The sequence below is a fragment of the Streptomyces sp. L7 genome, assembly GCF_050990935.1.
GTDB lineage: Bacteria > Actinomycetota > Actinomycetes > Actinomycetales > Microbacteriaceae > Leifsonia.
The window spans coordinates 830,885-849,209 of the sequence record NZ_CP194644.1; the positions used below are offsets into that span (position 1 = coordinate 830,885).

General features: G+C 71.9%; 12 protein-coding genes, 2 tRNA genes and 3 pseudogenes. 11 read left to right on the top strand and 6 right to left on the bottom strand.

The features are described from left to right. The first annotated feature begins 5 nt into the window (after positions 1-5). The 6 genes from ACR5MH_RS04060 to ACR5MH_RS04085 all read left to right on the top strand — a co-directional run bounded on the left by ACR5MH_RS04060 (position 6) and on the right by ACR5MH_RS04085 (position 3,783). Positions 6-78: transfer RNA gene (locus tag ACR5MH_RS04060), tRNA-Asn, on the top strand. A gap of 136 nt (positions 79-214) precedes the next feature. Continuing rightward, positions 215-418: a hypothetical protein gene (locus ACR5MH_RS04065; protein WP_431346493.1), complete on the top strand. Its 204-nt coding sequence runs from the start codon at positions 215-217 to the stop codon at positions 416-418. Positions 419-522: 104 nt separating this feature from the next. Then, positions 523-1,713, top strand: coding sequence for a histidine kinase (locus ACR5MH_RS04070; protein WP_431346492.1), 1,191 nt, complete (start codon positions 523-525; stop codon positions 1,711-1,713). Beyond that, complete coding sequence (locus ACR5MH_RS04075) at positions 1,710-2,372, top strand: response regulator (RefSeq protein WP_431346491.1); 663 nt, start codon at positions 1,710-1,712, stop codon at positions 2,370-2,372. Before ACR5MH_RS04070 ends, ACR5MH_RS04075 begins: the two co-directional genes overlap by 4 nt. Before the next feature lie 121 nt (positions 2,373-2,493). Next, positions 2,494-2,811 carry a hypothetical protein gene (locus ACR5MH_RS04080; protein ID WP_431346490.1) on the top strand — a complete coding sequence of 106 codons (318 nt, stop codon included), beginning with the start codon at positions 2,494-2,496 and terminating at the stop codon, positions 2,809-2,811. A 96-nt stretch (positions 2,812-2,907) separates the two neighbouring features. Further along, positions 2,908-3,783, top strand: coding sequence for a sensor histidine kinase (locus tag ACR5MH_RS04085; protein ID WP_431346489.1), 876 nt, complete (start codon positions 2,908-2,910; stop codon positions 3,781-3,783). A 24-nt stretch (positions 3,784-3,807) separates the two neighbouring features. Here ACR5MH_RS04085 and ACR5MH_RS04090 read toward each other — a convergent pair. Then, positions 3,808-4,373: pseudogene (locus ACR5MH_RS04090) on the bottom strand (peptide deformylase). Between the two features lie 40 nt (positions 4,374-4,413). Between ACR5MH_RS04090 and ACR5MH_RS04095 the strand changes: the two are divergent. The 3 genes from ACR5MH_RS04095 to ACR5MH_RS04105 all read left to right on the top strand — a co-directional run bounded on the left by ACR5MH_RS04095 (position 4,414) and on the right by ACR5MH_RS04105 (position 6,812). Continuing rightward, the gene (locus ACR5MH_RS04095; protein WP_431346487.1) at positions 4,414-5,379 is read left to right on the top strand and encodes a DMT family transporter; all 966 of its coding nucleotides are present in this window, start codon (positions 4,414-4,416) and stop codon (positions 5,377-5,379) included. Positions 5,380-5,525: 146 nt separating this feature from the next. Further along, on the top strand, positions 5,526-6,722 hold the full coding sequence (locus tag ACR5MH_RS04100; protein ID WP_431346486.1) for a glycosyltransferase: 1,197 nt from the start codon (positions 5,526-5,528) through the stop codon (positions 6,720-6,722). Positions 6,723-6,738: 16 nt separating this feature from the next. After that, positions 6,739-6,812, top strand: a tRNA-Ile gene (locus tag ACR5MH_RS04105). Between the two features lie 7 nt (positions 6,813-6,819). Here the strand turns inward: ACR5MH_RS04105 and ACR5MH_RS04110 are convergent. Beyond that, the gene (locus ACR5MH_RS04110; protein ID WP_431346485.1) at positions 6,820-7,284 is read right to left on the bottom strand and encodes an FG-GAP repeat domain-containing protein; all 465 of its coding nucleotides are present in this window, start codon (positions 7,282-7,284) and stop codon (positions 6,820-6,822) included. Between the two features lie 3 nt (positions 7,285-7,287). Then, a pseudogene (locus ACR5MH_RS04115) lies at positions 7,288-8,022 on the bottom strand (FG-GAP repeat domain-containing protein); the annotation flags it as partial. A gap of 1,131 nt (positions 8,023-9,153) precedes the next feature. Between ACR5MH_RS04115 and ACR5MH_RS04120 the strand changes: the two are divergent. Continuing rightward, positions 9,154-11,784, top strand: a complete 2,631-nt coding sequence (locus tag ACR5MH_RS04120; RefSeq protein ID WP_433862320.1) for a GH25 family lysozyme — start codon at positions 9,154-9,156, stop codon at positions 11,782-11,784. Between the two features lie 168 nt (positions 11,785-11,952). Then, positions 11,953-12,489: a hypothetical protein gene (locus tag ACR5MH_RS04125; RefSeq protein ID WP_431346483.1), complete on the top strand. Its 537-nt coding sequence runs from the start codon at positions 11,953-11,955 to the stop codon at positions 12,487-12,489. A 54-nt stretch (positions 12,490-12,543) separates the two neighbouring features. On the opposite strand, the gene ACR5MH_RS04130 is transcribed toward ACR5MH_RS04125, so the two are convergent. The 3 genes and pseudogenes from ACR5MH_RS04130 to ACR5MH_RS04140 form a co-directional block, all read right to left on the bottom strand. Next, entirely contained in the window at positions 12,544-13,878 is a 1,335-nt protein-coding gene (locus ACR5MH_RS04130) for a M1 family metallopeptidase (RefSeq protein ID WP_433862321.1), read from the bottom strand. Further along, positions 13,875-17,848 (bottom strand): annotated as a pseudogene (locus ACR5MH_RS04135) (Pls/PosA family non-ribosomal peptide synthetase). Before ACR5MH_RS04135 ends, ACR5MH_RS04130 begins: the two are co-directional and overlap by 4 nt. Before the next feature lie 41 nt (positions 17,849-17,889). Further along, positions 17,890-18,276 (bottom strand): hypothetical protein, encoded by a 387-nt coding sequence (locus ACR5MH_RS04140; protein WP_431346482.1) that lies wholly within the window; start codon positions 18,274-18,276, stop codon positions 17,890-17,892. Positions 18,277-18,325 lie beyond the last annotated feature (49 nt).

Below are 18,325 nucleotides of genomic sequence, written 5' to 3' on the forward strand. Positions count from 1 at the left end.
AGCATTCCTCGATAGCTCAATTGGCAGAGCAGCCGGCTGTTAACCGGCAGGTTCTTGGTTCGAGTCCAAGTCGGGGAGCGTAAACAGGCGAAGGCCCGGAGATGAAATTCTCCGGGCCTTCGGCGGTTCTCCCGGCCTTCGGTATTTCTCCGGGCGTTGACATGCTCCGAACGGAATACACCCCAATCCGGTCGCGGATCGCTACGATGCGGCCATGAAGCACAGGAAGCGGGACGAGCGGGGCTCCCGGGAGCCGGACGGCTCGGTCGAGGAGTACGAGAACGACGACGACGAACGGCGCGCGTCGCTGGAGCGTGAGGCCGGGTTGACGAGTTTCGGCGGCCCGGCCTTCGGACCGCTCTTCGGGCAGAGCCCCGGCGGCGAGGGGGAGATCTTCGACGCCGAGCACAATCCGTGATCGTTCGCGCGCACTCCCGCCGGAGTCTGCGTAATCCCGGGGGAGTAGGGCACAGACTCCCCACGGGGCAGGCCACACCGACGTGCGCTGGCTAGCATGAGGAGATGCCCTGGAACCCGTCCGCCGACTCCCGTCCGAGCGGACCCGGCTGGGGTGACGGCCGCGGCTGGAGCGGTCGCCGACCGCGCGGGACGATCTGGTTCCCGGTGGTCCTGTCCGTCCTGCTGCAGCTCCCGGGCGTCCTCATCGCCGCGCACACTGCGGCGGCCGACCCGCTGACGCTGACGGCCGTCCTCGTCGCGTTCGCGGCGTCGTTCCTGCTGCTGCTCGCCCGGGCGTATCCGGGCCCTGTGCTCGTCGCCATCGCCGCGCTCTGCACTCCGGCCATCGCCCTCACGATGGGACCGCCGCTCGCCGCTGTGCCGCTGGCCTTCGCCGTCGTCGGCGCGGTGGTGCGCTCGGCGCGGGTGTGGGCCTGGTGGACCGTGGCGGGCGTCGCCGTCGTCGGCCCGCTCGGCGCGTACCTGCTGGTGGGACGGCCGGAGGCCGTGATCCGGCCTCTCGTCATCGCGCTGGTGCTCACGCTCCTGGTGGGCGTCGGCGAGGCGATCCGCGGGCGTCGTGAACGCTACCGGGAGGTCTCCCGCCAGATCGCCGCGCGCCGGGAGTCGGCCGCGGAGGCCGAGCGGCTGCGCATCGCGCGCGAACTGCACGACGTGCTCGCGCACTCGCTGTCCCAGATCAGCGTGCAGGCCGGTGTCGGCCTCCACCTGTTCGACAGCCGGCCCGACAAGGCACGGGAGAGCCTGGAAGCGATCAAGGCCGTGAGCAGCCAGGCGTTGGAGGAGGTGCGCGGAGTGCTCGGTTTCCTTCGCACCGAAGGGTACCCGGCCGCGCGGGCCCCGGAGCCGGACCTGGCCCGCATCCCGGTGCTGGTCGAGACCTACCGGCGCGCGGGGCTCGACGTGCGCTACGACGACGCGCTCACGTCGACGCCGTCCGCTGCCTCGCAGCTCGCGCTGTATCGGATCGTGCAGGAGTCCCTGACCAACATCGGCCGGCACGCGCAGGCGCGCACGGTCGACATCCGGCTCGCCGAGGACGGCGGCGAATTCGTGCTCACGATCGCGGATGATGGCCGAGGGCTGCCGGAGGGCGAGACGGACGGCAAGGGGATGATCGGGATGCGCGAGCGCGCCGAGCTGCTCGGCGGCCGGTTCGAGACCCGTGCGACGGAGGGCGGCGGACTGACGGTGGAGGCCCGTATCCCCCTGCGGAAGGCGGAGGACGCATGATCCGGGTGCTGCTGGCGGACGACCAGCGCCTCGTCCGTGCCGGCTTCCGCGCGCTGCTGGAGGCCGAGGACGACCTGGAGGTGGTGGGGGAGGCCGCGACCGGGCGTGAGGCCGTGGACCTCTCGCGGCGCACGCGCCCGGACGTCGTGCTGATGGACATCCGGATGCCGGACGGCGACGGTCTCTGGGCGACCGGCGAACTCACCGCCGACCCGGAGCTCGCGGGCACGCGCATCGTGATGGTGACCACGTTCGAGCTGGACGACTACGTCGCCCAGGCGATCGTCGCCGGCGCGAGCGGCTTCCTGGTGAAGGACACCGAACCGGTGGAGCTGTTGCGCGCGGTGCGCGTCGTGGCCGCGGGCGACGCGCTGCTCTCGCCCGGCGCGACGCGGCGGCTGATCGAGCGCGTGGCGGGCGGACTCCGGCCGGCGCCGGACGCGGAGGCGCTGCGCGAGCTCACCGAGCGCGAGCGGGAGGTGCTGGCGCTGGTGGGCCACGGACTGACCAACACCGAGATCGGCGAACGGCTGTTCCTCAGCCCGCTGACGGCGAAGACGCACGTCTCGCGGATCATGACCAAGCTGGCCGCGCGCGACCGCGTGCACCTCGTCGTGGTCGCCTATGAGACGGGACTGGTGCAACCGGGCCAGCGCTGAACGCCCTGCTCCCGGGGAGTAGGGCAAGTGTCTCCCGGCGGCGGATTCGCCCGAACGGCCGCACGGCGAGGCTGAGAGTGGTTCCGCGAAAGCCGCGGACAGCTCACCGATTGGATGCACCATGTTCAGTTCGCTCGCAGCCGCCGCACCCTGCGCCGTCGTCGCCTGGGGTGGCGGCCCCTGGTTCGGCTGGTGGTGGTTCCTGATCCCGCTCTTCTGGATCGGGATCTTCTTCCTCATCTTCGGCGTCTTCGGCCGTCGCTGGCGTCGGGCCGCCGTCGCGCGCGGAGGCTACGGCTGGGGGCCGAACGGCCCGCAGTCCGGCACGCGTGCCGCCGAGCGGACCCTCGCCGATCGCTACGCCAACGGCGACATCGACGAGAAGGAGTACCGCGCCCGCCTGGAGGTGCTGCGCGCCAACCGCGGCGACGGCTCCTAAGCGTCGCGGGGCCGGAGCGGCCTCCCGGATGCGCGGCCCGGATATGATCGTCCGGGCCGCGCACCAGGCCCGCTCCACCGGCCCGGAAGGACCAGCATGACCCCGCTCGCCACCACCCTCGCAGCCGCCGCACTGGCGGCCGCCGTCGTGTTCGCGGTGCTCTGGCTACTCGAACGGTCCCGCCGGCGCCGAGCGCAGAACGCGCGCGAGGAGCGCGAGTGGGACCGCATCGACCGCGAGCTGGAGCTGGCGGAGCAGGCCGGCCGGTTCCGGATCATCGGCGAACTCGGTGACGTCGCGGTCGCCGCCGTCTCCCGGCTCGTGTCGCAGGCCGAGGGGATGCGCTACGCGGCCGGCGCCGACCCCGAGGCGGCCTCCCGGTCCGCCGCCGCGATCGAGACCTCGGCGCGCGACGCGCTGGCCGACCTCCGCCGCCTCCAGAACGCCGTCGCCGACGGGAGCCGCGAGGTCCTGCCTGCGCCGGGCCTGCATTCCGCGCGCGACCTGTTCCGGGTGATGCGGGAGGCGGGCCTGGAGGTGACGTTCTCCGAGACCGGCGAGCGTTACGAGCTGCGCCAGGGCGCGGAACTCGTCGTCTTCCGCATCCTGCAGACCAGCCTCGGCAACGCGCTGGACCACGGCGGGCCCGGCACGACGGCCCTGGTGACGATGGCGTGGACGCCGGACGGCCTCCACATCACGGTCGACGACGACGGCATCCGCGCCGCCGCCCGGCGCCGCGGGCTCGACCGCGCCGGCGTCGACCAGGCGACCGCCTACAGCGCCGACGACGACCTGCGCGCGGTGACCGAGTTCGTGGAGGGCGCCGACCTCAACGAGCTGCGCGAACGTGCGGCGCTGTTCGGCGGCGTGCTGGACGCCAAGACCGTCCCCGGCGTCGGGTTCTCGCTGTCGGTGGTGTTCCCGGCACTGCGGCACCACAACGGCGTGCACGGGGTGCCGCTGCGCTGAGCGCGACAAGCGGGCAGGGGCCGCTCAGTCCTCCAGGTGATCCCGGCCCGGCAGCCAGCTCAGCCCCGGCACGCCCCACGAGTTCTTGCGCTGCGTCTTCAGCGCGGCCTTGCCGTACGGGTGGGTGAGCCGGTCGACGTAGAGCACGCCGTCCAGGTGGTCGTACTCGTGCTGGAAGATGCGCGCGAGCCAACCGTCGGCGCGGACCGTGAACGGCTCGCCCTCCAGGTCCGTGGCCTCCAGGATGACGCTCTCGGCGCGCCGCAGCGGGAAGCGCTCGCCCGGGAAGGACAGGCATCCCTCCGACTCCGCGTCCTCGTCCGGCTCGCCGACGGCCAGGGGCTGAGCCACAGCACCGGGTTGATCGCGACGCCGCGCTGCAGGACGTCGTCGTCGTCCGTCCAGCCGTAGACGAACAGTCGTAGGGGCACGCCGACCTGCGGGCCGGCGAGGCCGACGCCGGGCGCCTGGTCCATCGTCTCGAACATGTCGGCGACGAGCGTGCGGAGGTCGTCGTCGAACACCGTCACCTCCGCCGCGCGGGTGTGCAGGACGGGGTCTCCGGTGATCCGGATGGGAAGCACGGCCATTCGGCAAGACTATCGGGATCATGTTGGGTAGGGTCGTGGCGTGGCTACGGAACTGATGGACGCGCTCGAGCTGGCATACCAGCCGAGTCAGCTCCTGGGCATCCCGGTCGCCCTGGTCGGCGCAGTCTTCCTGTCGATCGGCGCCCAGCTGCAGCACCACGGCGTCGCGAAGGTGGAGGCCCAGACGCAGAACGCGAAGGCCGGGCTCAGCGCCCGGCAGCTCGGGCTGCTGCTCGCGCGGCCCTCCTGGGTGATCGGCACGCTGCTGCTCGGACTCGCGGTCGTCTTCCAGCTCGTCAGCCTGAAGCTCTCGCCGATCATCCTGGTGCAGCCGCTCGGCGTGGTCGGCCTCGTCATCACCAGCGTCCTCAACGCGCGGGTGAGCGGCGTGAAGCTCAACCGCCAGTCCGTCGTCGCCATCTCGCTGTGCGTCGGCGGCGTCGGAGCGTTCGTGATCATCGCCGCGATCTTCGCGCGCGACGAACCGGTGACGACCCGGGCGCTCGTGGTCATCCTGATCATCCTCGCCGTCGTCCTCATCGTGTTCGCGCTGCTGTTCTGGTTCCTGCGGCACAAGTTCAAGGCGATCATGTACATCGTCGGCGCCGGCGTCCTCTACGGTTTCGTCGCCACGCTCGCGAAGGTGGTGATCGACCGGACCTCGAACCAGGAGTGGGACTGGTTGCTGGTGCTGTGCATCGTCGCGCTCCTCGCGGCAGCCGGGCTCGGCGCCTACTTCGTCCAGAACGCCTACTCGTCCGGGCCGCCGGATCTGGTCATCGCGGGCCTGACGGTGATCGACCCGCTCGTCGCCGTGACGATCGGCATCGTCGTCCTCAACGAGGCGGCGGGGGCTCCCTGGTGGGCGATGCTCGGCTTCGCGATCACCGGCGCGGTGGCGATCTACGGGGTGTTCCAGCTCGCCAAACACCACCCGCAATCGAACCTCGACGCGCCACTCACCGAGAGGCTTGCCGACCCCGTACGGGAATCCGGCCTAGACTGAAGCGATGAATCGCCGGTCCGACCCGTCCGGCGCGCTCAGACCGTCGCCGGGCGAACAGCCCCGGCCGAAGACCGTGAGGGACTCACCACGTGCCTGATACGAGCGGAACGAACGACATCCCGCCCGCCCCGGCCGCGCATAGGCCGATGACCATCCTCATGGGCTGCGACACCTTCCCGCCGGACGTCAACGGCGCCGCCCGCTTCGCCGAGCGCCTCGCCGCCGGCCTGGTGGAGCGCGGCCACGACATGCACGTCGTCGCGCCCTCGGCGAGCCGCAAGCACGGCACCTGGGTCGAGGAGCACGAGGGCCAGAGGATGACGGCCCACCGCCTGCGGAGCTGGCGCTGGTACCCGCACGACTGGCTGCGCTTCGCGCTGCCGTGGATGAGCAAGGCGAACGCCCGCCGGGTGCTCGACGACGTCAAGCCGGACGTCGTGCACATCCAATCGCACATCGTGGTCGGCCGCGGCCTGGCGTACGAGGCGGAGAAGCGCGGCATCCGCGTGATCGCGACCAACCACGTCATGCCCGAGAACATGATCGAGTTCACGCTGCTGCCGAAGTTCCTGCAGAAGACGTTCATCTCGATCGCCTGGCGCGACGCCCGCAAAAGCTTCGACCGCGCCGAGGCCGTCACCACGCCGACCCGCAAGGCCGCCCAGTTCCTGGAGCGCGCGACCGGTCTGCGCGGCGTCCACGCGATCTCCTGCGGCATCGACGCGCACAACTACACGCCCGACTTCACGCCGCGCAGCGGCAACCGCATCCTCTTCGTCGGCCGGGTGACCGGCGAGAAGCAGATCGACGTCCTGCTGAACGCGATCAAGCTGCTCCCGGAGTCGCTGGACGCCCAGCTCGAGATCGTGGGCGGCGGAGACCAGTTCCGGAACCTGCAGTCCCTCGCCGAGACGCTGGGGATCGCGAACCGGGTGAAGTTCCTCGGCTACGTCACCGACGACGAACTTCGCCAGGCGTACACCCGCGCCTCGGTCTTCGCGATGCCGTCGATCGCCGAGCTGCAGTCCATCGCCACGATGGAGGCGATGGCCTCCGCGCTCCCCGTGGTCGCGGCCGACGCGATGGCTCTCCCGCACCTGGTGCACGACGGCGAGAACGGCCACCTGTTCCGCCCGGGCGACGCGCAGGACCTCGCGGACAAGCTGGAGAGCGTGCTCACCCTCCCGCAGGAGGAGCTCGACGTCCTCAAGAACGCGTCGCTGCGGATTGTGGCGACGCACGACATCCAGACCACGATCAGCACCTTCGAGAGCCTGTATCGTGGGGAGCCGGTGGCCGACCCGGTGACGGCGGCGGCCCCCAGCGTGCCCACCCCGGAGTAGACCGGGGAGGACGCACGGGGCGGTAGCTCAGCTGGTTAGAGCATCGGACTCATAATCCGCCGGTCACGGGTTCAAGTCCCGTCCGCCCTACCGTGGATCAGCCGATCCAGCTCATCGTGTTCCAGCCGGAGCCGACCTGGACCGGGTTGCCCCATCCCGTGTTCCCTGTCGTGGGATACAGGACGAACGCGCCGCTCGATGTCCGGGCCAGGATGTCGTCGTGGCCGTCGCCGTTGAAGTCGCCGACCGAGGCGATGGCCGTCATGATGTTCCAGCCGGAGCCGACGACGATGGGCGCCTTCCAGCCGGAGAAGGTGTGGTCGTAGAGCCAGAGTCGCCCGGTGGAGTCCCTGGCCAGGAGGCCGGGGTTGCCGTCGCCGGTGAAGTTGCGGATGCCGACGATCGCCGTCATGCCGCTCCAGCCCGAGCCGATCGCCTGGCGCGCGAGCCAGCCGCCGTGGCCGTCGCCCGGGTACAGCCAGAGCACGCCGGAGCCGTCGACCGCGAGGATGTCGGGGTTGCCGTCGCCGTTGAAGTCGTGCGCGGCGATGATCCTGGTCATGATGTTCCAGCCGGAGCCGACCACGCGGGGAGTGCCCCAGCCGCTGGCGCCGTTGCCTGGATACAGCCAGAGCGTCCCGGCGGAGTCGCGGGCGAGGACGTCGTTGTGACCGTCACCGTCGAAATCGCCCGGGGAGACCATCGCGGACATTCCGTTCCATCCGGACCCGACCTGGACTCCGGGAGGGCTGAGCCAGCCGCCCGAGCCGTTGCCGCGGTAGAGGTACAGGAATCCGCCGCTGTCGCGGGAGAGTACGTCGGCATGGCCGTCCGAGTTGAAGTCGCCCAGGGTCGGCGGCGTCCAGGGCGTCTGCGGCGCGGCGAGCGCAGCGACCCCGCGGGGGTCCCCAGGCCGGTCGGACCGTCGTAGCCGCCGCTTGCCGTGCAGAGGTACGAAGGGGTGCAGCTCCCGGTGCTCCCGGAGGTCACGTCGTTCAGGGCGGACCTCTGGGCGTAGGGGTAGGAGGCGGGGTAGGTGCCGGCCGCCGGGGTCCCCGCGAGGGCGTACATCGCGGCGATGAGCGGAGAGGCGACGCTCGTCCCTCCGAAGACCTGCCAGGCGGACGTGTACGGGGACGTGCTCGTCGGGGCGAATCCGGCGACGCCGGTCGACGGGTCGGCGACAGCGGAGATGTCGGAGACGGTGCGGGTGCTGCAGCCGGTGTCGCTCTGCCAGGACGGTTTCGGACTGTAGGTGCTGCAGCCGCTGCCGGCGCCGGCCCAGGCGGTCTCGGACCAGCCGCGCGCGGTTCCGGAGGCGGGAGTCAGGCTGGTGCCCCCGACCGCGGCGACGTAGCGCGAGCTCGCGGGGAACTGCGGGTAGCCCGGGCCGTAGCCCGCGTCACCGCTGGCCGCGGTGACGACGACACCGGGATGGTTGTAGTCCGGCTCCCACGGACTGAAGTCGTCGCCGGCGCCGGCCTGCGCTCCGTAGGAGTTGGAGATGAACTGGGCTCCGAGCGACACCGCCGTGTCGACGGCGGGGCCCATGTTGTCGAGGCTGGCGTCATCGGACTCGACCAGCAGGATGCGGCAGGCCGGACACGCGGCGCTCACCATGTCCAGGTCGATGGCGGTCTCCTGATCCCAGCCGTGCGACGGGTCGACACCGGGGTAGTTCGTCCCACCGCGCTGGTCGACCTTGCGGAAGCACCCGTTCGCGGTCGTGCACGCGGGCAGCCCGAACTGCGAGCGATAGGTGGCCAGGTCGGCCTCGGCCGTCGGAGAGTCGAACGCGTCGACGACGGCCACGGTGGCGGCGGCTCCGCCGGTGGAGGGCAGCCCGTACGCGGCGCGGAGGTCGGCGGGCGCGTAGCCGGGCGGGGCGGTGGCCGTCGTCACCGACGGCTGGGCGATGCCGTTGACCGTCTCGGCCAGGCAGGCCACGTGCTTCGGGGCCGGGTCCGCGCAACTGCGCTTGTGCCCGCGACTCGCGAAGTCGGCCGAGGGCGGCTTCGCCGTCGTGGCGTGGGAGGAGCTCGGCGCCGGACTCGGCGAAGGCGCCGGCGTCGCGCTCGTGCGCGCAGTGGACGGAGAGGGGAGACCAGCCGCCGTCGCCGCGTCGGGTGCGGTCCCGAGCGAGACTCCGACGACGGCCACCGCGGCGGCTACGGCCAACCGGGCCCAATGTGTGCGCACGCGCTCCTCCTTCTGTGCAGGCATCTCTTGCGAACCGCGCATCGAGTGCGGTCGGCTGCCCGAAGCTACACCTTTATTGGGGCGATACTCTCGCGCGGTGCGAGGGTAACATGGCGGTGGCGCGCGCCCTGACCGACCCCGGGGCTGATAGAAGCATTCGCGCCGGGAGCCCATCATGCGAAACGAACGACCGCTTTCTGTCACTCTAGTCACACTGGCCACTCTGGCCACGGTGGCCGCTCTGGTCATGCCCGCCGGCGCCCCTGCGGGTGCGGCGACGCTCCGTGGCGCCGCCGCGCCGACCGCGGCCCCCGTCCAGACCGCGACGCCCACACCGACGCCCACACCGGCTCCCACCGCGACCGGTTCGGCCGCGACTCCGAGCGCGGATCCCGACCTCTCGACGATGAACCGGGCCCACAACCACACGATGGGCTCCACGATCCGGCAGTACGACCCGGCGGCGGCGACCGCGGCCCCGAACACTTCCACCTCCCCGAAGACCGCCTCGCCGAACGCGACGGTCACGCCGAACACGGTTCCGCCCGGGTTGCCCGGTCTCGACGTCAGCGGCTGGCAGACCGGCATCAACTGGAGCCAGGTGGCTGCCAACGGCGCGAAGTTCGTCTACATCAAGGCTTCGGAGAGCACCGACTACACCTCCAGCCAGTTCGCGACCCAGTACAACGGCTCCTACGCGGCGGGTCTGACCCGCGGCGCCTATCACTTCGCCGTCCCCAACGTGAGCTCCGGAGCCACTCAGGCCCGGTACTTCGTCGCCAACGGCGGCGGCTGGAGCGCGGACGGCCGGACGCTGCCGCCGCTGCTGGACATCGAGTACGACCCCTACACGTCCACCGACGGCACGAACACCTGCTACGGCCTCAGCCAGCCGGCGATGGTGAGCTGGATCGCCGACTTCTCGCGGACCGTCCAGGCACTCACGGGTGCGCTCCCCGCGATCTACTCGACCACGAACTGGTGGGTCACCTGCACGGGGAACACCGCGGCGTTCAGCGCGAATCCGCTGTTCATCGCGCGGTACCCGAACTCCGTGTCCGACGGAGCGGGAACGCTGCCCGCCGGATGGACCGCCTACACGATGTGGCAGTGGGCGGACAGCGGCATCTTCCCCGGCGACCAGGATGTCTTCAACGGCAACGCCGCGGCGCTGTACAAGCTCGCCACCACGGGGGTCCCGGTCAGCTCGATCGTTCCGATGGCGCAGCCGATCATCGGGTTCGGCGACCTGAACGGTGACGGGAAACCGGACGTGCTGGCGCGCAAACCCGACGGGACCCTCTGGTTCTATGCGGGGACGGGGGCGTCCGGATCGGGCGCCTTTGCCGCCGGCGTGCAGATCGGCTCGGGCTGGGGTGTCTTCGACTCGATCATCGCCGCGGGCGACGTGAACGGCGACGGCAAGCCCGACCTCCTCGCCCGCAAACCAGACGGGACGCTCTGGCTCTATCCGGGCACCGGCGCCGTCGGCACTCTGAGCGCGTCGAATCCGGGCCTGGGGACGGGGATCCAGATCGGCGCCGGTTGGGACGCCTTCACCGACATCATCGCCGCGGGCGACGTCAACGGCGACCACAAGCCCGACCTCCTCGGTCGCAAGCCCGACGGGACGCTCTGGCTGTACGCCGGGACGGGCCACGTCGACGGCACGAGCAACGGCTACCAGTCCGGAGTGCTCTACAACGGCGGCTGGAACGCCTTCACCCAGGTCGTCGGCATCGGCGACCTGAACGGAGACGGCTGGGACGACCTGCTGGCCGCCAAGAGCGATGGATCGCTGTGGTACTACCGCGGATCGGCGACCGGCTATCAGGCCGGCTCGCAGATCACCACACCCGGCTACAGCCCGGGTGACCTGCTGGTCGCGCCCGGCGACATCAACGGGGACGGCAAGCCGGACCTCCTGGCGCGGGCCGCGAACGGCATGCTGAACTTCTATTCCGGAAGCAGCCTCGCTCAAGCCGCGTACGGCGCCGCGCAGGTCGTCGGATCGGGATGGAACATCTTCAATCGCGTGATCGGCGCCGGTGATGTCAACAGCGACGGCAAGCCGGATATCCTCGCCACGACGCCCGACGGCACGCTGTACTTCTACGCGGGCAACGGGTCGACCAACGGCGTGAACCGCAGTTACCAGAACGGCGTGAAGATCGGCTGGGGCTGGGACATCTTCAGCAAGGTGATCAACGGGGGCGACTTCACCGGCGACGGCAAGTCGGATCTCGTCGCGGTGCGCAACGACGGCACCCTCTGGCTGTATCCGAGCACGGGCGTGGTCAACCCGACGACGCCATCGTCCTACCTCCCGGGCATCCTGATCGGCAGCGGCGGCTGGAGCGCCTTCTCGCAGATCGTCTCTGGCGACTTCAACGGCGACGGCGTGCAGGACATCCTGGCCACACGTCCCGACGGGACCATGCTCCTGTACCCGGGCGTCCGGCAGACGCCGTCGTCGACCTCGTGGTTCGGCACGCCGACGGTGGTCGGCAGCGGATGGAACCAGTTCACCGCCATCGACTCCACCGGGGACTCCAACGCCGACGGCAAGGCCGACGTGGTCGCCCAGAAGCCCGATGGCACCCTCTGGTTCTACGCGGGCAACGGAGCGATGGGCCCGGGCAACGCCGGGCTGGGAAACCCCAGCCCCGTCGGGTCCGGCTGGACGATCTTCAGCTCGGTCACGGGCACGGGAGACACGGCCACCGCTCGCACCGGCGACCTGCTCGGGGTGCGCACGGACGGCACGCTGGTCTACTACCCGGGCACCGGCCTCGCCGGTATCCCGACCCCGGGCTACGCGCCGGCGGTCGCCTCGGGCGGAGGGTGGAACATCTTCGGCTAGCCCGCCGACGCTCGCCCGGCTGCTCGGGGCGGCCCGAGAGCCCGGGGCGCCGGGTCGTGCCCAGGATGCAGCTTCACCCACCGGAACCTGCGTCGGCGGCGACTGCACCTACCGCCCCCGACCGCAAGGCCCTTCCGGCGCCCCGTGCCGCGCGTACCATGCCACGGCATGAACGCAATCGGATGGATCGTGCTGATCGTCGTCGTCGTGGTCGTCGTCGTGGGAATCGTCATCGTCGTCTCCACGGTGGGCCGACGGCGCAAGCTGGAGGCCGACCGGCAGCGGGCGACCGAGCTGCGGGAGGCCGCCTCCCGCGACGAGCTGGCCGCGCGGGAGCGGGAGGCGAAGTCCGCCCGGGCCGCCGCGGACGCCCAGCAGGCCGAGGTCGAGGCCGAACGGCTGCGACGCGAGGCCGAGGAGCGCGAGCGCGCCGCCGCGGCCGCCCGCGACGAGCAGCAGGCCAAGCTGAGCCGCGCCGACGAGGTCGACCCGGACGTGACGACGGACCGGCACGGCAATCGTGTGGTCGCCGGCGACGACGCGGACGACGCCCATCGTGACGACGCCCGCCGCGACGACGTGCCGCCGCCCCGCCCGGCCACCGAGTCCGCCACGGCGGCTCCGACGACCGCGGCGCCCGCGCACGACGCCCCGCGCATCGACGGCATCACCGGCCAGGAGCGGCGCCCGGAGGACCGGCCCTAGCGCAGGACCGGCCCTAGCCCAGGACCGGCCCTAGCCCAGGACCGAGCCGCACGGTCAGTCGCTGAGCGACGGCAGCCGCGTCTCGCGCAGCCACCCGTCGAAGAACTCCTTCAGCGGCTCGTCGGAGAATCCGGCCGCGAACGATTCGAAGTCCGCCGTCGACGCCGTCCCGAAACGGTGGGCGGCCGACCAGCCGCGCAGCAGGCCGAAGAACGTCTCGTCGCCCAGCCTCCGGCGGAGCGCGTGGAGGAGGCACGCCCCACGCTTGTAGACCCGGTCGTCGAACATGCTCTCGACGCCAGGGTCCGCGAGCACGAGGTCCTTCGGCTTCACGCGCAGGACGGCGTGGTGGGTGCGTGCGAGCGTGCTCGCCGAGGGGCCGCCGGAGTACTCCGACCAGATCCACTCGGCGTAGCAGGCGAATCCTTCGTTCAGCCAGATGTCCGCCCAGCCGGCCACGCCGACGCTGTTGCCGAACCACTGGTGGGCGAGTTCGTGCGCGATCAGGCGCTCCGAGCCGCCGCGGCCGTCGACGTGCGTCGAACCGAAGGTGGCCATGCCCTGCGACTCGAGCGGGATCTCCAGCGGGTCCTCGGTCACCACAACGGTGTACGACGGGAACGGGTACGGGCCGAAGCGCTCCTGGAAGCACTCGATCATCCGCGCGACCGGCGCGAAGTCGGCCAGCACGCGGCGCGCGAGCGCCGGGGGATAGGCGATCACCCATTCCACCCCGCCGGTGCGCCGGGGCTCCAGCACGTAGCGGCCGATCTGCACCGCGGCGAGGTAGGTCGCCGTCGGCTCCGTACGCTCGAAGGTCCAGGTGCCGCGACCTCCGCTGACGCTGTGGTCGACCAGCTCGCCGGTCGCGAGCACGGTGTACGGCTGCTCGGTGGTGATGGTGATGCGGTACGCAGCCTTGTCGGACGGGCGGTCGTTGCACGGGAACCAGGTCGGCGCCCCGGAAGGCTGGGCGGCGACGATCACCCCGTCGCTCAACTCCTCCCAGCCGAGGGTGCCCCAGCGGGTCCGCCGCGGCGCGGGGGAGCCGTCGTAGGCGATCTCGAGCGTGAACTCGGCGCCTGCGGCGATGGGCCGCGTCGGCACGACGCGCAGGTGGGTGGGGGACTGGGTGAAGCGGGTGCGCTTGTCACCGTCCAGCTTGACCCGCTTGGCGCGCAGATGGACGAGATCGAGGGAGATCGCGGTGAGCTGGACGTTCGCTCTGGCCTGGATCACAGCGGTCGCGTCGAGACGGTTGGTCGCCACCTTGTACGACAGGTCGAGGTCGTAGGAGAGCACCGAGAAGTCGACGCTGCCGGAGCGCGGAAGGTAGACGTGGGCGGCGGCCGGAAGGGCGGCCTCTGCGTCGAAGGGGACGGTGCTCATCGCACCGCACGGTACTCGCGTACCACCACGTCCCGCCACGGGCCGATCGGGTTCCCACTCCACCGGCTGCGGTCGGGCACGGTCTCGCCGCGCATGACCAGGGAGGCCGGCCCGACCGTCGCGTCGGAGCCGATCGCGGCTGCGGGCAGGATCACGCTGTGCGGGCCGAGCGTCCCGCCGCGTTCGATGATCACCTGGTCCATGCTCATGATTCGATCATGGAACAGGTGCGTCTGCACGACGCAGCCCCGGTTGACCGTGGATGCGTCGCCCAGCTCGACCAGGTCGGCCTCCGGGAGCCAGTAGCTGTCGATCCAGACGCCGTGCCCGATGCGGGCGCCGAGACTGCGCAGCCACCAGACCAGCGCGGGCGTGCCTGCGGCGGCCCAGGCGAACCAGGGCGCCGCGACCATCTCGGTGAAGGTGTCCGAGACTTCGCTGCGCCAGATGAACGACGACCAGAGTGGGTGCTCGCCCGGCTTCAGCCGTCCGAGCAGCGCCCACTTCGCCGCGGTGCTGACGGCGGCCGCGACCGCGCCGGTGACCAGAAGGACCGTGCCGCTGAGGACGATCGCCCAGCCCACCCCCCACGCGTCTGAGAGCGCGGCGAGGGCCAGCAGCGCCGTGAGGCCGATGGCGCAGGTGACGAACACCGGGACGATGCGCAACAGCTCCCAGGCCGTGCGGGCGACGCGCAGGGACGCCTTCGGCTCGAAGGTGCGGGAGAGGTCGGCGTCCTGCGCGCGCCGTCGAAGCTTCACCGGGGGCGAGCCCAGCCAGGAGGTCCCCGCCTTGGCCTTGCGCGGAGCGACCGAGAGCACCGCCACCAGGCCGTCCCGCGGCACCCGGTTGCCGCCGCCGGCCATCCCTGAGTTTCCGAGGAACGCGCGCGTGCCGATCTCCGCCTCCGCGATGCGCACATAACCGCCGCCGAGCTCGTAGGCGGCGACCAGCGTGTCGTCGGCGAGGAACGCGCCGTCGCGGATCTTGGTCATCGCGGGCAGCAGGAGCACGGTCGAGGCCTCCACGTCGCGCCCCACGCGCGCGCCGAGCATGCGCAACCAGACCGGCGTGAACAGGCTGGAGTAGAGCGGGAACAGCAGTGTCCTGGCCATGTCGAGCAGTCGCTCGGCCGACCACACCTGCCAGCCGGCGCGGCTGCGCACCGGGTGGACGCCCTCCCGCAGCCCGAGGCCGAGCAGGCGGACCAGCACCACGACGACACCCGCGAGCACCACGCCCGCCGCCAGCGTCGCGGGGACGAGCGCGGCGGCGGCCCCGGGGATCGCACCGGCGATCGTAGTCGCGCCGCGCGTGAACGCCGCAACGATCAGCCCTCCGACGCCGAGCGCGACCACCGGGACCAACGAGACGACGAGGGAGGCCGCGGCGTAGGCGGCGACCCAGCGGGTGCGGCGCAGCGGCCGCTCGCCCGGCCACCACACGCGCGCCTTGCCCACCCGCACGGCGGGGAGCCCGCCCAGTTCTGCCCGGCGGGCACCCGGCCGAAGACCGCGGATCCCGGCGCGACGGTCGCGTCGCGGCCGATCTTCGCACCCGGCATGAGCGAGCTGCGGGCGCCGACCGAGCTCCCGGCCCCGATGCGGATCTCGCCGATGCGCACCAGGTCGCCGTCGATCCAGTACCCGGCGAGGTCCACCTCCGGCTCGATGGAGGCGCCCGCGCCGATCCGCAGCATCCCCGTCACCGGAGGCAGCGCATGCAGGTCCACACCGCGGTCGATCGTGGCGCCGAGCGCCCGCGCGTAGTAGCTGATCCAGGGAGCTCCGGCGAGGCTGGCCGCGCCGATCTGGTGGGCGACCTGCTCGGCGAGCCACAGCCGCAGGTGCACGCCGCCGCCGCGCGGGTAGTCGCCGGCCATGACCCCGAGCAGCAGGAGCCGCGCGGCGGCCACGGCGATGGCCATCCGGCCCCACGGCGTGACGAAGACGATCAGCCCCGCGATCAGCCAGACCAGGTCCACCTCGGGCAGGAACCCGAACCCGCCGAATGGCCGCAGGACGGCCGCGGCGGTCAGCAGGTAGAGCAGCCAGCGGATGCCGTTGAGGATGAACAACGGAACCCCGAGCACCGTCTGGAGAACCTGCATCCGCCGCGGCGTCGGCGGGACGACGTGCGTGGAGGCAGCGGACGCGGATGGCGAGCTCTCCGCGAGCGCGGAGGCGAGCGAGCCGAAGCGCGGGTGCGCGTAGATGTCGGCGACGGTGATGTCCGGGTGCCGCCTGCGCACGAGCGAGACGAGCTGCGCGGCGGCGAGCGAGCCGCCGCCGAGGTCGAAGAAGTTGTCGTCGGGTCCGCTCACCGGCAGGCCGAGAACGCTGCGCCAGTCGGCCGCGAGGAGCTCGGAGACCGGGTCGAGGACCGGCGCGTCCTCGTCGGCCTCCTCCAGCGGCCAGGGGAGCGCGGCCCGGTCGACCTTGCCGGACGTGCGGACCGGGAGGTCGTCCACCACCGCCAGCAGCGGCACGAGCGCGGCGGGCAGCTCCTCGCGCAGCTCCGCCAAGGCGGCGCGCCGGTCGAAGGCCGCGCGTTCCGGGACGGCAAGGTAGCCGACCAGCACGTCGTTCCCCGCCGCACTCTTCCGCACCGCGGCGGCGGCTCCGGACACTCCGGGGAGCTGCTGGAGTGCGGCCTCCACTTCGCCGAGCTCGATCCGCCGGCCGCCGACCTTGACCTGGTCGTCGGCCCGGCCCAGGTAGAACAGGCCGGCCGGGTCGAAGCGGACCAGGTCGCCGCTGCGGTACGCGCGCTGCCAGCCGAGCGAGGGGAGCGGCGCGTACTTCTCGGCGTCCTTCACCGGGTCGAGGTAGCGGGCGAGACCGACGCCGCCGATGATGAGCTCTCCACTCTCGCCGTTCGCGACCGGGGTGCCGTCCGGGCCGACGACCGCGAGGTCCCAGCCGTCGAGGGGAAGGCCGATCCGCACCGGCTCGCCCGCGGTGAGCGGGCTCGCACAGGCGACGACGGTCGCCTCGGTGGGTCCGTAGGTGTTCCAGACCTCGCGGCCCTCCACAGCGAGCCGGTTGACCAGCTCCGGAGGGCAGGACTCGCCCCCGAAGATCAGCAACCGCACGGTATCGAGCGCGTCGGTCGGCCAGAGCGCCGCGAGGGTCGGGACGGTCGAGACGACGGTGATGCGGCGGGCGGCCAGCCACGGGCCGAGGTCCATGCCGGTGCGCACCAGCGAGCGCGGCGCAGGCACGAGGCACGCGCCGTGGCCCCAGGCCAGCCACATCTCCTCGCAAGAGGCGTCGAACGCCACCGAGAGCCCAGCGAGCACCCGGTCGCCCGGGCCGATCGGCTCGTCCTGCAGGAACAGCCGCGACTCGGCGTCCACGAACGCGGCGGCGGAGCGGTGCCGCACGGCGACACCCTTCGGCGTTCCGGTCGAGCCGGAGGTGAAGATGATCCACGCGTCGTCCTCAGGCGTCGGCGGGTCGACGACCGGAAGGCCCGAGGTGCTCGGGTGCGGCTCCAGCCCCCGCACCACGAGCGGTCCGGCGGCGGCCACCGCGTCCACCGCGACGGCGTCCGCGTCTCCGCCCTCGGACAGCGCGGCGAGGTAGCCGTCGTCCGTGATGACCCCGCGCACGTCCGCCTCGCCGAACACCAGGTCGGCGCGCTCCTGCGGGTCGTCGGCGTCCACCGGCACGTACGCGGCGCCGGCGGCGAGCACGCCGAGGATCGCCAGGTAGAGGTCCCGGCTGCCGGAGGTCATCCGCACACCGACGCGGTCGCCGCGGCGCACCCCGGCCTCACGCAGTCGCGCCGCGGTGGCGAGCACTCGCGCGAGCAGCTCGCGGTAGCTGAGCGCGCCGCGGGCGTCCTCGATCGCCGAGCCCTGCGGGTTGGCCGCGGCGGACTCCCGCAGGACATCGATCAGCGTCCGCGGCGCAGGCGCGCGGCCCAGCGCCGAGAGGATCGCGGGCTCGGCGGTGGTGTCAGTCACGGCGGCAACCGTAGAAGCAGCCGGTTACCGGCCGGTGAACATCAGCCCTCGCCGAGCGCATGCAGGAGCTGCGCCTTGTTCATGCGCGAGTAGCCCTGGATGCCCTGTGCCTTCGCCCGGTCGCGCAGGTCGCGGAACGTCGGGATGCCGGTGCTCGCCGCAGGCGCCGAGGCGGCCGCCCGTGCCTGCGCTCTGGCGGCCTGGGCCTTCTCCTTGGCGTCCTTCGCCGCCGCCGCCGCGGTCTTGCCGGCGCGCTGCGAGGCCTTCTTCGCATCCTTCGCGGCCTGTTCGAGCGCGGCCTCGAGCTCGTCGGCCTCCTTGCGGGTCTTCTTGTCGAGCTTCTTGACCAGCCGCTGCGCTTCGTCCACAGCGGCTCGTGCGGTGATCAGGGCCTTTTCGGCGTCCTTCTCCGCCTTCTTCTTCGCCACCTGCTCCTCCTTCGTCCCGTCCGGCACGTGCAGCCAACGATACGTCCGC

What these genes read in the sequence shown, in the direction of transcription:
- ACR5MH_RS04080 (WP_431346490.1), top strand. Translation starts at nt 2,494, where the DNA reads ATGTTCAGTTCGCTCGCAGCCGCCGCACCCTGCGCCGTCGTCGCCTGG.
- ACR5MH_RS04125 (WP_431346483.1), top strand. Translation starts at nt 11,953, where the DNA reads ATGAACGCAATCGGATGGATCGTGCTGATCGTCGTCGTCGTGGTCGTC.
- ACR5MH_RS04070 (WP_431346492.1), top strand. Translation starts at nt 523, where the DNA reads ATGCCCTGGAACCCGTCCGCCGACTCCCGTCCGAGCGGACCCGGCTGG.
- ACR5MH_RS04075 (WP_431346491.1), top strand. Translation starts at nt 1,710, where the DNA reads ATGATCCGGGTGCTGCTGGCGGACGACCAGCGCCTCGTCCGTGCCGGC.
- ACR5MH_RS04130 (WP_433862321.1), bottom strand. Translation starts at nt 13,878, where the DNA reads ATGAGCACCGTCCCCTTCGACGCAGAGGCCGCCCTTCCGGCCGCCGCC.
- ACR5MH_RS04110 (WP_431346485.1), bottom strand. Translation starts at nt 7,284, where the DNA reads ATGACCAGGATCATCGCCGCGCACGACTTCAACGGCGACGGCAACCCC.
- ACR5MH_RS04085 (WP_431346489.1), top strand. Translation starts at nt 2,908, where the DNA reads ATGACCCCGCTCGCCACCACCCTCGCAGCCGCCGCACTGGCGGCCGCC.
- ACR5MH_RS04100 (WP_431346486.1), top strand. Translation starts at nt 5,526, where the DNA reads ATGACCATCCTCATGGGCTGCGACACCTTCCCGCCGGACGTCAACGGC.
- ACR5MH_RS04065 (WP_431346493.1), top strand. Translation starts at nt 215, where the DNA reads ATGAAGCACAGGAAGCGGGACGAGCGGGGCTCCCGGGAGCCGGACGGC.